Source organism: Pedobacter fastidiosus (assembly GCF_014306625.1).
Classification (GTDB): domain Bacteria; phylum Bacteroidota; class Bacteroidia; order Sphingobacteriales; family Sphingobacteriaceae; genus Pedobacter; species Pedobacter fastidiosus.
In genome coordinates, this window is record NZ_JACRYL010000001.1 from 13,000 (window position 1) to 25,663 (window position 12,664).

Annotated in this window: 13 protein-coding genes; 2 read left to right on the forward strand and 11 right to left on the reverse strand. The window is 36.5% G+C overall.

Annotation, left to right across the window (positions count from 1 at the left end; all coding sequences use genetic code 11):
- Positions 1-45: 45 nt before the first annotated feature.
- From tsf to H7U22_RS00080, 5 genes are all read right to left on the reverse strand, one after another.
- Entirely contained in the window at positions 46-891 is an 846-nt protein-coding gene (gene tsf / locus H7U22_RS00060) for a translation elongation factor Ts (protein ID WP_187069304.1), read from the reverse strand.
- A 114-nt stretch (positions 892-1,005) separates the two neighbouring features.
- Positions 1,006-1,866 carry a 30S ribosomal protein S2 gene (gene rpsB, locus H7U22_RS00065; protein ID WP_109925370.1) on the reverse strand — a complete coding sequence of 287 codons (861 nt, stop codon included), beginning with the start codon at positions 1,864-1,866 and terminating at the stop codon, positions 1,006-1,008.
- Between the two features lie 18 nt (positions 1,867-1,884).
- On the reverse strand, positions 1,885-2,271 hold the full coding sequence (gene rpsI / locus H7U22_RS00070; protein ID WP_025145383.1) for a 30S ribosomal protein S9: 387 nt from the start codon (positions 2,269-2,271) through the stop codon (positions 1,885-1,887).
- A 3-nt stretch (positions 2,272-2,274) separates the two neighbouring features.
- Positions 2,275-2,718 carry a 50S ribosomal protein L13 gene (gene rplM, locus H7U22_RS00075; protein WP_131557562.1) on the reverse strand — a complete coding sequence of 148 codons (444 nt, stop codon included), beginning with the start codon at positions 2,716-2,718 and terminating at the stop codon, positions 2,275-2,277.
- A gap of 383 nt (positions 2,719-3,101) precedes the next feature.
- Positions 3,102-3,641, reverse strand: coding sequence for an ORF6N domain-containing protein (locus H7U22_RS00080; protein WP_187069305.1), 540 nt, complete (start codon positions 3,639-3,641; stop codon positions 3,102-3,104).
- Between the two features lie 196 nt (positions 3,642-3,837).
- On the opposite strand from H7U22_RS00080, the gene H7U22_RS00085 reads away from it, so the two are divergent.
- On the forward strand, positions 3,838-4,317 hold the full coding sequence (locus H7U22_RS00085; RefSeq protein ID WP_187069306.1) for a hypothetical protein: 480 nt from the start codon (positions 3,838-3,840) through the stop codon (positions 4,315-4,317).
- Between the two features lie 164 nt (positions 4,318-4,481).
- On the opposite strand, the gene pnuC is transcribed toward H7U22_RS00085, so the two are convergent.
- The gene (pnuC, locus tag H7U22_RS00090; protein ID WP_187069307.1) at positions 4,482-5,144 is read right to left on the reverse strand and encodes a nicotinamide riboside transporter PnuC; all 663 of its coding nucleotides are present in this window, start codon (positions 5,142-5,144) and stop codon (positions 4,482-4,484) included.
- Between the two features lie 149 nt (positions 5,145-5,293).
- On the opposite strand from pnuC, the gene H7U22_RS00095 reads away from it, so the two are divergent.
- Positions 5,294-6,373 carry a mechanosensitive ion channel family protein gene (locus tag H7U22_RS00095; protein WP_187069308.1) on the forward strand — a complete coding sequence of 360 codons (1,080 nt, stop codon included), beginning with the start codon at positions 5,294-5,296 and terminating at the stop codon, positions 6,371-6,373.
- A gap of 56 nt (positions 6,374-6,429) precedes the next feature.
- Here H7U22_RS00095 and H7U22_RS00100 read toward each other — a convergent pair whose 3' ends face one another.
- The 5 genes from H7U22_RS00100 to tnpA all read right to left on the reverse strand — a co-directional run bounded on the left by H7U22_RS00100 (position 6,430) and on the right by tnpA (position 12,497).
- Positions 6,430-8,721 carry a Tex family protein gene (locus H7U22_RS00100; RefSeq protein ID WP_187069309.1) on the reverse strand — a complete coding sequence of 764 codons (2,292 nt, stop codon included), beginning with the start codon at positions 8,719-8,721 and terminating at the stop codon, positions 6,430-6,432.
- A 376-nt stretch (positions 8,722-9,097) separates the two neighbouring features.
- Positions 9,098-9,673, reverse strand: coding sequence for a pentapeptide repeat-containing protein (locus H7U22_RS00105; protein ID WP_187069310.1), 576 nt, complete (start codon positions 9,671-9,673; stop codon positions 9,098-9,100).
- Between the two features lie 329 nt (positions 9,674-10,002).
- Entirely contained in the window at positions 10,003-10,989 is a 987-nt protein-coding gene (locus tag H7U22_RS00110; protein ID WP_187069311.1) for a pyruvate dehydrogenase complex E1 component subunit beta, read from the reverse strand.
- A 512-nt stretch (positions 10,990-11,501) separates the two neighbouring features.
- Entirely contained in the window at positions 11,502-12,059 is a 558-nt protein-coding gene (locus H7U22_RS00115; RefSeq protein WP_187069312.1) for a GNAT family N-acetyltransferase, read from the reverse strand.
- Positions 12,060-12,062: 3 nt separating this feature from the next.
- The gene (gene tnpA, locus H7U22_RS00120) at positions 12,063-12,497 is read right to left on the reverse strand and encodes an IS200/IS605 family transposase (RefSeq protein WP_187069313.1); all 435 of its coding nucleotides are present in this window, start codon (positions 12,495-12,497) and stop codon (positions 12,063-12,065) included.
- Positions 12,498-12,664 lie beyond the last annotated feature (167 nt).

Here is a 12,664-nt window from a genome sequence, read left to right on the forward strand (position 1 = left end):
AAAATCCCGATTCTCATCGGGATTTTTAATACTATTTATAAATGCTTATGCACCTAATTGAACACGTTTGAAAGCTGTTACAGTTAATCCTTTAACAGTGTTATCTAAGAATTTACGAACATCTACAGAACCGTCTTTAACAAACTCTTGGTTTAATAAAGTACTGTCTTTGTAGAATTTATTCAATTTACCAGCAGCAATTTTTTCAACCATTTCTTCTGGTTTGCCTTCTTGACGAATTACATCTTTAGCAATTTCGATTTCACGTTCAATAGTAGCAGGATCAACACCGTCTTTATCAACAGCAACTGGGTTCATTGCAGCAATTTGCATTGCAACATCTTTACCAGCTTCAGTAATATCTACGCCATTAGTACCTTCAAATACTACCAAAACGCCCATTTTGCCATTAGAGTGGATATAAGAAACGATTTTTTCACCAGATACATTTGCGTAATCTTGAATAACGATTTTCTCACCAATTTTACCGGTTAGTTCAGTAATGGTTTCGCCAACTGTACGTCCATCTTCCAAAGTAATCGCTGATAATTCTTCGGTAGAAGCAGGATTGTTGGCAACTGCTGCAGCTAATACAGCTTGAGCTAGATTACGGAAATCTTCAACTTTAGAAACTGGCTCAGTTTCACAAGCTAGAGCAACTAATTTGCCATTAGTGCCATCTGCTGAAACATTGATTGATACTAGACCTTCAGAAGTAGCATTACCAGAACGAGCGGCAGATACTTTTTGACCTTTTTTGCGCAATAAATCAACCGCTGCTTCGAAATCGCCATTTGCTTCAACCAAAGCTTTTTTGCAATCCATCATACCAGCACCAGTTTGTTGGCGTAATTTATTTACATCTGCGGCAGTAATTTGTACTGTAGACATTTTTATTTTGTTTTTACAAACAAATCCCGATTGAAATCGGGACTTGTTTGTGATTAAATAATTTTATGAATTTTGAATTGTAACCTATACTTCCCCGTTAGAGGAGGTTGGGGGTTATTCTTCTGTTTTAGTTTCTTCTGATGAAGGCGCTTCAACTTCTGCTTCAGCAGTTACCTTTTTAGTAGTTGGTCTTTTTTCACCAGCTGCTCTAGGCTCTTTAACTTCAGGAGCATCAGCTGCAACTTTCGCTGCTACTGCTTCTTTTTCAGCTTCATCGTCTTTTTCACGTTTACGCTCATCTAAACCTTCTTCAATAGCTTTGATAATTACATCAGTAATTAAAGAGATTGATTTTGTAGCATCATCATTCGCCGGAATAGGGAAATCGATGTTAGAAGGATCAGAGTTTGTATCAACCATCGCAAAAGTTGGGATGTTTAATTTTAATGCTTCAGTTACTGCAATGTGCTCTTTCTTAACATCAATTAAGAATAAAGCTGCAGGTAAACGGTTTAAATCAGCAATACCACCTAAAAGTGATTCTAATTTAATACGCTCACGCTGAATCATCAAACGCTCTTTTTTAGATAAAATAGCATAAGTACCGTCTTTAGTCATTTTATCGATGTTAGACATCTTTTTGATTGACTTACGAACTGTAGCAAAGTTAGTTAACATACCACCTAACCAACGTTCGGTTACGAAAGGCATATTTACTTTTTTAGCTTGTTCAGCTACGATTCCTTTAGCTTGTTTTTTTGTTGAAACAAATAATACTTTACGTCCTGATTTTACGATTTGTTTAATCGCAGCCGCAGCCTCTTCAGTTTTAGTTAAAGTTTTATTTAAATCTATAATGTGAATTCCATTACGCTCCATGAAAATGTAAGGAGCCATTTTTGGATTCCATTTACGGGTAAGGTGACCAAAGTGTACACCTGCATCCAATAAGTCTTGATAAGTTGTTCTTGCCATTGTCTTTGCCTCCTGTGATTAACGTTTACTGAATTGGAATTTCTTACGAGCTTTAGCACGTCCTGGTTTTTTACGCTCAACCATACGGTTATCACGAGTCATTAAACCTTTAGCACGCAATGCTGGTTTTTTCTCCGCATCTAGTTCTACAATCGCTTTAGCAATAGCTAAACGAACAGCTTCTGCTTGTCCTTTTACTCCACCGCCTTGTACGTTTACAGTAATATCATAACGGCCAGTAAGCTCAGAAACTTCTAAACTTTGGTTTACGATATATTGCAAAGGTAAAGTAGGGAAATATACTTTGTGATCTTTACCGTTAACGGTAATTGCGCCAGCACCATCTTTTAAGTAGATGCGTGCAACAGCTGTTTTTCTTCTTCCTGAAGTGTTAGTAACTGACATTTCTTAAAGTTTAATGGTTTTTGGAGATTGAGCCGAATGCGGATGAGATTCACCAGCATACACAAATAAGTTTGTGTATAATTTTTTGCCCAATTTAGTTTTCGGTAACATACCACGTACCGCTTTCTCTATTACACGTTGAGGGTGTTTCGCCATTAACTCTTTTGGAGAGATAAAACGTTGACCACCTGGATAACCAGTATAAGAAACATATTGCTTTTCGCTGAATTTGTTTCCTGTCAATTTAACCTTGTCTGCATTGATAACAATAACGTTATCTCCGCAATCTACGTGTGGGGTGTACTCAGGCTTGTTTTTACCACGGATGATCATAGCGATCTTCGATGACAAGCGCCCCAAAATCTCGCCTTGTGCATCAACAACAATCCACTGTTTGTTAACAGTTTTCGCATTGGCAGAGACAGTTTTGTAACTTAACGTATTCACTTGCTTGTATTTAATTTATTAAACAATTATTTATTCCCATTAAATTTGGGACTGCAAAGATAGGTAGAAAACTTTTATTATCAAATAGTTGGTCGGAAAAAAGTTCATAATTAGAGGTTATTACAATTTGAGGGGAATTCCCCTCTTTTAGAGGGGTGCCTGCAAGGCGGGGTGTTTTAGTGATTTGGAAAGCAAATCCATTTGCTCTTCGGCTGGGTTCGGCCGGGCTTTCCGCTAAATCTTTTTGTTTTCAGCTTTGACAACTTTCTTTCTACGTGGCTATTAAAAGTTGTCAAAGCTTTAAGAGAAAACAAAAAGGATACCGCTGCAATCCCGTTTAGGTGGGATGGTTTGTAGTGCTATTGCGGGCTTAGTGCTAATAGTCATAAATCATCTGGCTTATAACCAATCTGTTTCCTTGGCTCAATTTTCTTTTCCATTAATTGATCCAAGTAACTAAAAACAAGCTCTATATTTTTATCCTGATTATTGAGCTTCCTTTTAATGTCCTCAATTTCGTACTTCAATTCTCCGTTTTCGGTTAACCATTGCCTTAATCGCGTAAATATCTTCACAATTTGAATGTTAACCTGAATAGCTTGCTGACTATTTAAAACACTGGAAAGCATTAGGACGCCATGTTCGGTAAAAGCAAAAGGAAGTTTTCTTATCCCACCTCTACCTTTCTTTGATGTCACAATTTGTGATATCAAAGAATTCCATTCTTCTTTACTTAATTGAAACATAAAGTCTTCAGGGAAACGTTCTATATTCCTTTTAATGGCTTGATTTAAAATTCTCGTCTCCACACCATAAAGTTCTGCCAAATCACTATCAAGCATCACTTTACAGCCACGAATTTCATAAATTTTGTTGACTAAAATATTTTCAGGGATGATAGAGGGCGCTTGTTTGGCTGTCATATCATTATTGGATTTAAATTGAAGATGCAAAAACAGATTTGATTTTGAGGTCACAATTTGCGACCTCAAAGATAGTCCCTCAAGCGTTGAATTAATTATAGTTACTATTTTCCAACTCATTACCAATCACAAAAATTGAGATTTATGAAATTCTTATTTATCTTGGAACATCTATCAACCTCTAGCAATATAATTTATGTTCAACATCGAATTTTTATCTTCATTAGGCAAGAAAACTCAATTACTAAACCGAAATAGCGCCGAGGTAGTAAACTTTTGTAAGGGTATCAATTGGCTGCAAGAGATTAAAAATCACTATCATGCTTACAGAAGTGACGAGTACATCGCTTACGAGGATTATTGGTATTTGGACCTTTCTGCTATCGAAAGCAGGTTAAATTTAAATGTTTTTCTTAATTATATTCATGAAGATCAACTACATGAACATAACTTAAACTTTGTAGTTACTTTGTCTTGGTATCATCTCGAAAAAACAGGCTGGCTAACTAAATTCATTACTAGAAAAGAGGAGAAAAAAGTTTGGGATGCCAGACATGCAGATGAAATATTAGTTAAGGATTTGGAACAAATCATTAAATGTTTTGTAGAAGGAGATTTAGCACAACTTAATTCAATATTACCGCTTGAAGGAGAGCATCAATTCGATGTGGATTAAATGTTTGAATAGCCACTTAACCTTCCCTACATGATCAGCTGGCTTGAATTTGCGACATTAAAACTTTTTACTGCAATATCGAATCAATAATGGATTTTACCTTTTCTTCTCGTTCTTGATAATTGCCACTAATTTTAAGATAATTTATTCCTCGATTTTCGAGTTCATGCTGTTCTCGAATAATTTCTATACTCTTTTATCCAATGCCATAAAGCAAAACCCGCAATAATCGTAAATATGAAGTACTCAATTCCGAAAAATTTAGCACCCTTTAAAAAGTACAAGTAAGTAGCAACCACATCAATTATCAACCAAATAATCCAGCATTCTATTCTTTTTTGAATCATTAAAAAAGTAGTGATAACACTCATTACCAAGATAAAAGAATCTATAAATGGGTAAGCACTTGGCAAATTGAACAATAATGGAAGCCAACTGTGAAGTTTACTTGCTAACGTTCCGATTAAAAAGGTTCCTAATATTCCGATACCCAGTAAAACCATAAATTGTTTAATTGGCATAAAACTGATACGTAATTCTTTCTTATTGTCCGCTTCCTCAGGTTTTGGATTTGCCCATCGGTACCAGCCCATAATATTGGTAACAAAAAAGAAAACCATTAAAAACATATCAGGATAAAGCTGAATTTGGTAATAAAAAAAGGCAGATAGAAACACATTTACTATCCCCATAGGCCAGCTCCAAATGTTAGCCTTTGCCGAAAGTATAACTGAAATGATGCCAGTAATTACAGCGAAAAACTCCAAGTAACTCATTTTGTAATCGAGTACCGTAAAAAAAATGCTGTGGCTATTGAAGAAATCCATTTTATCGATTTTTCTTAATGATTGAAAACCCTAATGTATTGAAATTATTATTGACGTAAAATTATCCCGACAAACAAAACGCAAAAGATTGTTGTTGTTAATTTATCGACTTGGCAATTCGCCGCACTATTTAACCAACAAATTTCTTTATGCAGTATCTCGACCATTTTTTCGGTTACCCCATTCCGTTATTTTTTAAGAATCTAATTATTGGAATTGTGGTCATATTGCTTGGCATGCTGATTAAATTTATCATACATAAAATTTTCTTATTGTTGTCTCGTTTGTGGGATTCCATTATTATAAAATCTACCATAAAACATTTACGGCATCCCGTTGGTGTATTTATTCCAGCCTTATTCCTAAATTTTTCTTTATCGCTAATGGAAATGGATGCGGTGTATCGATTATCATTAACAAAAATATTAGAAGTAGCGCTAACGATCCTATTTGCGCTAATTCTTATTCGGATTATTGATGTGCTAGAAGATTATTTTTTCCTCAAATATGATTTAAACAAAGAGAATAATTTAAAAGAACGGAAGATTAGAACTCAGCTTCAGTTTGTTCGAAAGTTTATTGTTTCGCTAATCATATTAATTACCGCCGCAATTATTTTATTGAGTTTTGAAAGCATGCGCAGAATTGGGGCTGGCTTACTCACGGGTGTAGGAATCGGTGGAATTATTATCGGCTTTGCGGCACAAAAATCACTTGGAAATTTATTGGCAGGCTTTCAAATTGCTTTTACTCAACCTATAAGGATTGATGATGTTTTAATTGTGGAGGGTGAGTGGGGAAAGGTAGAAGAGATAACTTTAACTTATGTTGTGGTAAGTATTTGGGACCAACGTAGATTGATTTTGCCCATTACTTATTTTATTGAAAAACCCTTTCAAAACTGGACAAGAGTTTCAGCTGATTTGCTCGGAACAGTCTTTCTTTATATGGATTATACCATTCCTATTGAGCCTTTGCGCCAAGAATTAACAAGGCTTTTAACCAATAATTTACTTTGGGATAAAAGAGTGAACGTGGTTCAGGTTACCGATACCAATAAGGATGGCTCAATAGAGATTCGTTTTTTAATGAGTGCTTCTAATTCTTCCAGAGCGTTTGATTTGCGATGTATTGTGCGGGAAGCGATGATTACGTTTATCCAAACAAATTATCCTGAAAGTTTACCTAAAACGAGGTTGGAACACAAGGATAAGTTTGAGGGGATTTAATACCACCTCAGACACCTAAGCTCAACTAAGGTAAGGTGCCTGAGGTGGTGATAGAATTATTTAAACATGCCTTTCAACTTCGCCAATTTCTCCTGCAAATCACCATCAGCATTTTTAACCCCAACCCCTAAAGGGGCTTTATTATGCTTATTTTTATTCGATTTTTCATCCTTTGGTAAAACTTTGTTTTTAGCTTGTGGTTTCGAAGCCTCTTTAGGGGTTTGGGGTGTTTTCATTGAAAGTGATATTCTTTTACGAGCAGCATCCACTTCCATCACGGTAACCTCTACTTTTTGATGAACTTTAACAATATCATTTGGATTGGCTACAAAACGATTGGCCAATTGGCTGGTGTGAACCAAACCGTCTTGATGCACGCCAATATCTACAAAAGCACCAAAGTTGGTAATGTTGGTTACAATTCCTGGCAATTTCATTCCAATTCTTAAATCGGCAATTTCGTTTACGCCATCGGTAAAACTGAAAGCTTCGAATTGTTCGCGTGGGTCGCGGCCAGGTTTTGCAAGCTCTTTTAAAATATCAGTTAATGTGGGCAAACCAATTTCGGCGGTAACATATTGTTGTGGCTTAATTTGTTTTTGTAGCTGTGGATCTTTCATCAAAGCTGATACCGTTGTGCCTAAATCCTTTGCCATTTTATCTACCACGGCATAACGCTCAGGGTGAACGCCACTTGTATCTAGAACATTTTCAGCATTTCGGATGCGCAAGAAACCTGCCGCTTGTTCATAAGCTTTATCTCCCAAACGAGGAACTTTTTTCAAACTTTCACGGTTTTTAAAAGCACCGTTAGTATTGCGGTAATCAACAATGTTTTGCGCTAAAGTTGGTCCTAAGCCAGAAATATAAGCCAGAATCTGTTTCGAAGCGGTGTTTAATTCTACGCCAACAGCATTTACGGCGCTGATTACGGTATCATCCAAACTGGCTTGCAATTTATTTTGGTCAACATCGTGTTGATATTGGCCAACACCTATAGATTTTGCATCGATTTTTACCAGTTCCGCCAGTGGATCCATCAATCTTCGACCAATGGAAACTGCTCCACGAACAGTAATATCCTGTGTCGGAAACTCCTCACGTGCAACATCAGAGGCTGAATAGATTGAAGCGCCACTTTCGTTAACCATCACAATAGTTGTATTTAGTAAGTTTAGGCCACGGATAAAAGCTTCGGTTTCTCTACCTGCAGTTCCATTACCAATAGCGATTGCCTCGATTTCATACTTTTTGCAAAGCTCTTGAATGGTGATTTCTGCATTTTTTACATTTCCTTGTCCGGTGTGCGGATAAATTGCTGTACTTTCTAAAAGTTGGCCTTGCTTATCTAGGCAAACTACTTTGCAACCCGTACGGAAACCTGGATCGATAGCCAGCACATTTTTTTGCCCCATTGGCGCTGCCAACAATAACTGTCGAGCATTTTCTGCAAAAACACGGATGGCTTCTTCATCAGCTTTTTGTTTGGTTAACACCCGAAGTTCGGTTTCCATTGCTGGCTCTAATAGTCGCTTATAACCATCTTCCAAAGCTTGCTGAACTTGCTTTGATGCGGCATTATTGCCCAAAATAAATTGGTTTTCCAGAATTGTTAAGGCATCTTCAGCAGGTGGCAAAGCATCTAATCTAAGTATCAGTTCTTTCTCGCCACGGCGCATGGCTAAAACACGGTGCGAAGCCGCAGTTTTTACTGGTTCACTCCATTCAAAGTAATCTTTGTATTTTATTCCCTCTTCTTCCTTACCTTTAATTACTTCAGCTTTAAAAACGGCTTTCTCCTGAAAATAAGTCCGCATTTTAGTACGAGCTTCAGCATTTTCCGAAATCATTTCGGCGATGATATCTCTGGCTCCAGCTAAAGCTTCATCCAAAGAATTTACACCTTTTTCTATATCAATAAACTTATCGGCTGATGCTTCTAAATCAAAATTCTGTTGGTCGAAAATTTGTAAGGCCAAAGGCTCTAAACCTTTTTCTTTTGCTACCGAAGCACGGGTTTTGCGTTTCGGTTTGTATGGCAAATAAATATCTTCTAAAAGCGAAATCGTTTCTGCATTGTTAATTTGTTTTTCCAATTCTGGAGTTAATTTTCCAAGCTCCGTCATTGATTTTAAAATGGCTTCGCGGCGCTTGTCTAAATCGCGTAACTGCAAAACTCTATCGCGGATTGCGGCAACTTGAACTTCGTCTAAACTTCCAGTAACTTCTTTTCTATAACGCGAAATGAAGGGTACGGTTGCGCCTTCATCTAATAAACTTACTGTTGCGGTAACTTGTTTTTCTGCAACTTTTAACTCTGTTGCAATTAATTTATGGTGGGCTAACATATTCTGAAATTAAAGGGGTAAAGCTAATCAGGATTTGCGGGATTTAAGGATTTTTAAGATGAAGTTTTCCACCGAAATATGTGAGTAATTAATTGCTTCGCGTACCAGGATTTGAATGATTAAATGATTTTGTAATTTCCTTTTTTTTGAAAAGCAAAAGCAGAAGCCTTGTTTATTGTTAGTTGGGCTTTACGCTAAATCTTTTAAAAAACTTCTGTCATTCTGAGGAACGAAGAATCTGTTTCATCGGTTGCAGATGCTTCGTACCTCAGCATGACAGCATATTCAGGGTTGCTGCTATTTTAAAAGTATATCGCTTCAATCCCGTTTAGGTAATTTGGGTATTGCTACTATTTTTGGTTGCAAAGGGCTAAAACTATTCACTAATCAAAATATCGTATTTGTTTAATAAGCCAGCGATTCCTGCTTTCGAAAACCTTGCTTTCTTAATTCTATTATTATCAGGGTCGATGGAATAATTGTATGCCGTTCTGAAATCGGCTTTTTCGAGAATGGTTCTGTCGAAAGTTGTGCCGAGTAAATCGCAGTTGTCGAAAGTTGAATTTGCCAAGTCGCACTCCGAAAAATCGACTTCATGAAGCTGGGTGTTTTTGAAAGTCGTTTTCTTTAGTTTCAGTTTGTAGAAAGAGGAATGGTCTAATTTGCAGTTATCAAAACCGAATGCCAAACCGAAATCGTTGCAATTTTCGAAACGGAGTCCAAGCATTTTACAATCACTGAAATTGATATCGTTAAGTGAGGTTTTGGTTAAGTTTGCTAAACTTAAATTGCAAGAAATAAATTCACAATCGAGAAATTTTACACCGTTTAAATCTGAATTGGAGAAGTTGCAGTTAAGGAATTTACAGTTTTCGTATTCTGCTTTTGGTAATGCTCTTAAAGTAAAATCTTCTTTGTTAAATATTTGCTCGGCTATGTAATTCTCGGACATGGAATGTGGTTTTTTGTCGTAGCGAAGTTAAAAAATATCGTTCGGTTTTTACGTTTAAGCAGGAAACTGAACGAAGTTTTTTGAACAGACTTGAGTAAAATAAACCCGACAGGAATGGTTCCGATTTTTCATCGGATTAATGGATGGCGGGGCTAATGTTTCAGAAGAATTACTGAATGTTGGTTTTCAAATATTTGCCACGGAAATGAAGAATTTATTTGTTGAAGTGAGATTGCTTCGTGCCTCGCAATGACGTATAATAAAAAAATCCCTCAAATTGCTTTGAGGGATCTATATGCTTATTCTTTGCTTAAGCAAAGAATGATAATTTATTTTTTAACGTACATTACTTCTTTCACGGCTTTAACTACACGCTCTGCATTTGGTAAACTAGCAGCGATTAAAGTTGGCGAATATGGAAGCGGAACATCAGCACAAGTAATACGAACTACTGGTGCATCTAAATAATCGAATGCATTTCGTTGAACGTTATAGGCAATTTCTCCTGAAAGCGATGCCAAAGGCCAAGCTTCTTCTACAACAACCAAACGGTTTGTTTTCTTAACCGAAGCTATAATTGTATCGTAATCGATAGGGCGAACAGTACGTAAATCTATAACTTCTACGCTGATTCCCTCTTTAGTTAATTCTTCTACAGCTGGGTTTACCACGCGGGTTAACATTTTCCCGAAGGTAACGATGGTTACATCTGTGCCTTCTTTAGTCACGTTTGCTTTACCAAATTCGATGTAATATTCTTCAGCCGGTACATCACCTTTATCGCCATACATCACCTCTGATTCCATGAAGATAACTGGATCTGGATCAATAATCGCTTGTTTTAATAAACCTTTTGCTTCGTAAGGTGTAGATGGAACTACAACTTTTAAACCTGGAGTGTTTGCAAACCAGTTTTCGAAGTTTTGAGAGTGTTGTGCACCTAATTGGCCAGCGTTACCTGTTGGACCACGGAAAACCATAGGGCAGGAGAACTGACCACCACTCATTGATAAAATTTTAGCAGCGCCGTTGATAATTTGGTCAATTGCTACTAATGAGAAGTTGAATGTCATGAACTCTACAATTGGAATTAAGCCTGCTGTTGCTGCACCAGTTGCAATACCTGCAAAACCTAATTCGGCAATTGGGGTATCGATTATACGTTTCGCACCAAATTCATCAAGCATTCCCTGACTTACCTTGTACGCTCCGTTATATTCTGCTACTTCTTCACCTAATAAAAAAACGCGGTCATCTTTACGCATTTCTTCTTGCATAGCTTCGCGTAGTGCTTCTCTAAATTGGATTTCTCTCATTGTAAATTTTAATAACGGTGGCAAATATAATTATTAATCGCATTGAAACCAAAGGGTATTAGGCGTGTATTTTGTAATAATTATGGTTGATTAATGCGGTTTTTGCGAACAGAAGTTTGAAGTATTGTTGGGCATAGCCAATAATTAGAAATTATATTGCGAATATCTGTTAATGAGGTGCTAATTGTATTCATGTTGAAGGTTTTTTCGGAATATGTTGGTGGAAATGGGTAATTATAGATTTTCTAGATCGTTTAAATCTTTTGACTATTCCCCCGTTACTTATTCCTTGCTCTAACACTAAACTTTGTTCTATCCATTCTGGGGTTGATTTTCTTCTGGGAAATTGTAAGCAATGCCGTTTCAATAATTTGCAATTCGCAAACGTTCTTTCCAGGTTAAGGTGCGATAATATTCAGCATGAGATTTTGAAGCTTCTTCTGCAGTTTGGGCTTTAAATGCTGTTCTGTCTAAACGATACATAATCAAATGTAAATATTTTATAGATTGATTTAATGGTTCGGATTCAATAATCCGTAAATCTCGCTATCTAAAAACTGCCCTCTAAAATAAAAATCTTGTTTGAAATGAGCTTCTTTTACAAAACCATGTTTAATGAGCATTTTTCGTGAGGCATTGTTTTCTACATTAATATTTGCCTTGATAGTATGCAGATTCATGTCTCTGAAACCGAAATCGATTGTTCTTTTTAAGGCCTCAGAAATAATGCCTTTTCTCCAATAATCAGGGTGGAGCATGTAACCAATTTCTGCTCTGTGATTAGCAAAATCGGTTCGCCAGTAACCAATTGAGCCAATCATGTGGTTAGGATTTTCTTTCAGCGCAATAACCCAAGCCAAATTATCGCCGTTTTCAAAGCCATCGTTAAATGTGGTAATGAAAGTTTTAATTTCCAATAAATCTTTTGGCCTTTCACGGTCGATGTACTTCATTACCGTTTCATTGGTGCGCATGGCGAAAAGTGTTTCAGCATCAGAAAGATGATGCTCTCGAAGAATTAATCGCTCGGTTTCGAGGATTGGAAATTTAGTGAAGTTAAGGGTTAGCATTTTTTATTCTTTTCGTAATTCAAATTTATACTTATCGGCGAACTCTTTTACTTCTTCTTCAAAAGATTTTTTGTTATGATGGTTCTCCTGATTTTTAATGTAATTACTGACAATCTCTAAGCTTGATTCACCAACGGAAACCGCAAAATAATCATCTTGCCACATAAAGGTTTCGTCGGTTAATTTATTTTTATTTATCCAATGGGCTGATTCGCCTTTAATTAGTTGTGCAATTTTAGCTATACTTTGTTCTTTTCCTATAGATATCAAGCAGTGCAAATGTTCTGTATAACCATTAATAGCTTTCAGGAAAATTGATTTCTCCTTACAGTTTTCAATTATGTGGCTTTGAAGTTGATAGCGGATGTTCTTTGTTAAATAGGGATGTCGGTTTTTAGTTGAGAACACCAAGTGAACCCAAATTTTTACATACGACATATTTTAAAGTTTGGCTAAAGCCAATGTAGTGATTTATTTTTATTCCGTCGGCTGAAGCCAGACGGCAAAGAAATGGATTGTTCAGATAGCGATTTTATTATAGCTGTGGTAAGATATTTATTGCCGTTGGTTTCAACCAACGGTTTGAGTTTGGCTAAAGCCAATGT

What these genes read in the sequence shown, in the direction of transcription:
- H7U22_RS00110 (WP_187069311.1), bottom strand. Translation starts at nt 10,989, where the DNA reads ATGAGAGAAATCCAATTTAGAGAAGCACTACGCGAAGCTATGCAAGAA.
- rpsB (WP_109925370.1), bottom strand. Translation starts at nt 1,866, where the DNA reads ATGGCAAGAACAACTTATCAAGACTTATTGGATGCAGGTGTACACTTT.
- H7U22_RS00095 (WP_187069308.1), top strand. Translation starts at nt 5,294, where the DNA reads ATGCAGTATCTCGACCATTTTTTCGGTTACCCCATTCCGTTATTTTTT.
- pnuC (WP_187069307.1), bottom strand. Translation starts at nt 5,144, where the DNA reads ATGGATTTCTTCAATAGCCACAGCATTTTTTTTACGGTACTCGATTAC.
- rpsI (WP_025145383.1), bottom strand. Translation starts at nt 2,271, where the DNA reads ATGTCAGTTACTAACACTTCAGGAAGAAGAAAAACAGCTGTTGCACGC.
- H7U22_RS00105 (WP_187069310.1), bottom strand. Translation starts at nt 9,673, where the DNA reads ATGTCCGAGAATTACATAGCCGAGCAAATATTTAACAAAGAAGATTTT.
- H7U22_RS00115 (WP_187069312.1), bottom strand. Translation starts at nt 12,059, where the DNA reads ATGCTAACCCTTAACTTCACTAAATTTCCAATCCTCGAAACCGAGCGA.
- tsf (WP_187069304.1), bottom strand. Translation starts at nt 891, where the DNA reads ATGTCTACAGTACAAATTACTGCCGCAGATGTAAATAAATTACGCCAA.
- tnpA (WP_187069313.1), bottom strand. Translation starts at nt 12,497, where the DNA reads ATGTCGTATGTAAAAATTTGGGTTCACTTGGTGTTCTCAACTAAAAAC.
- H7U22_RS00100 (WP_187069309.1), bottom strand. Translation starts at nt 8,721, where the DNA reads ATGTTAGCCCACCATAAATTAATTGCAACAGAGTTAAAAGTTGCAGAA.
- H7U22_RS00080 (WP_187069305.1), bottom strand. Translation starts at nt 3,641, where the DNA reads ATGACAGCCAAACAAGCGCCCTCTATCATCCCTGAAAATATTTTAGTC.
- H7U22_RS00085 (WP_187069306.1), top strand. Translation starts at nt 3,838, where the DNA reads ATGTTCAACATCGAATTTTTATCTTCATTAGGCAAGAAAACTCAATTA.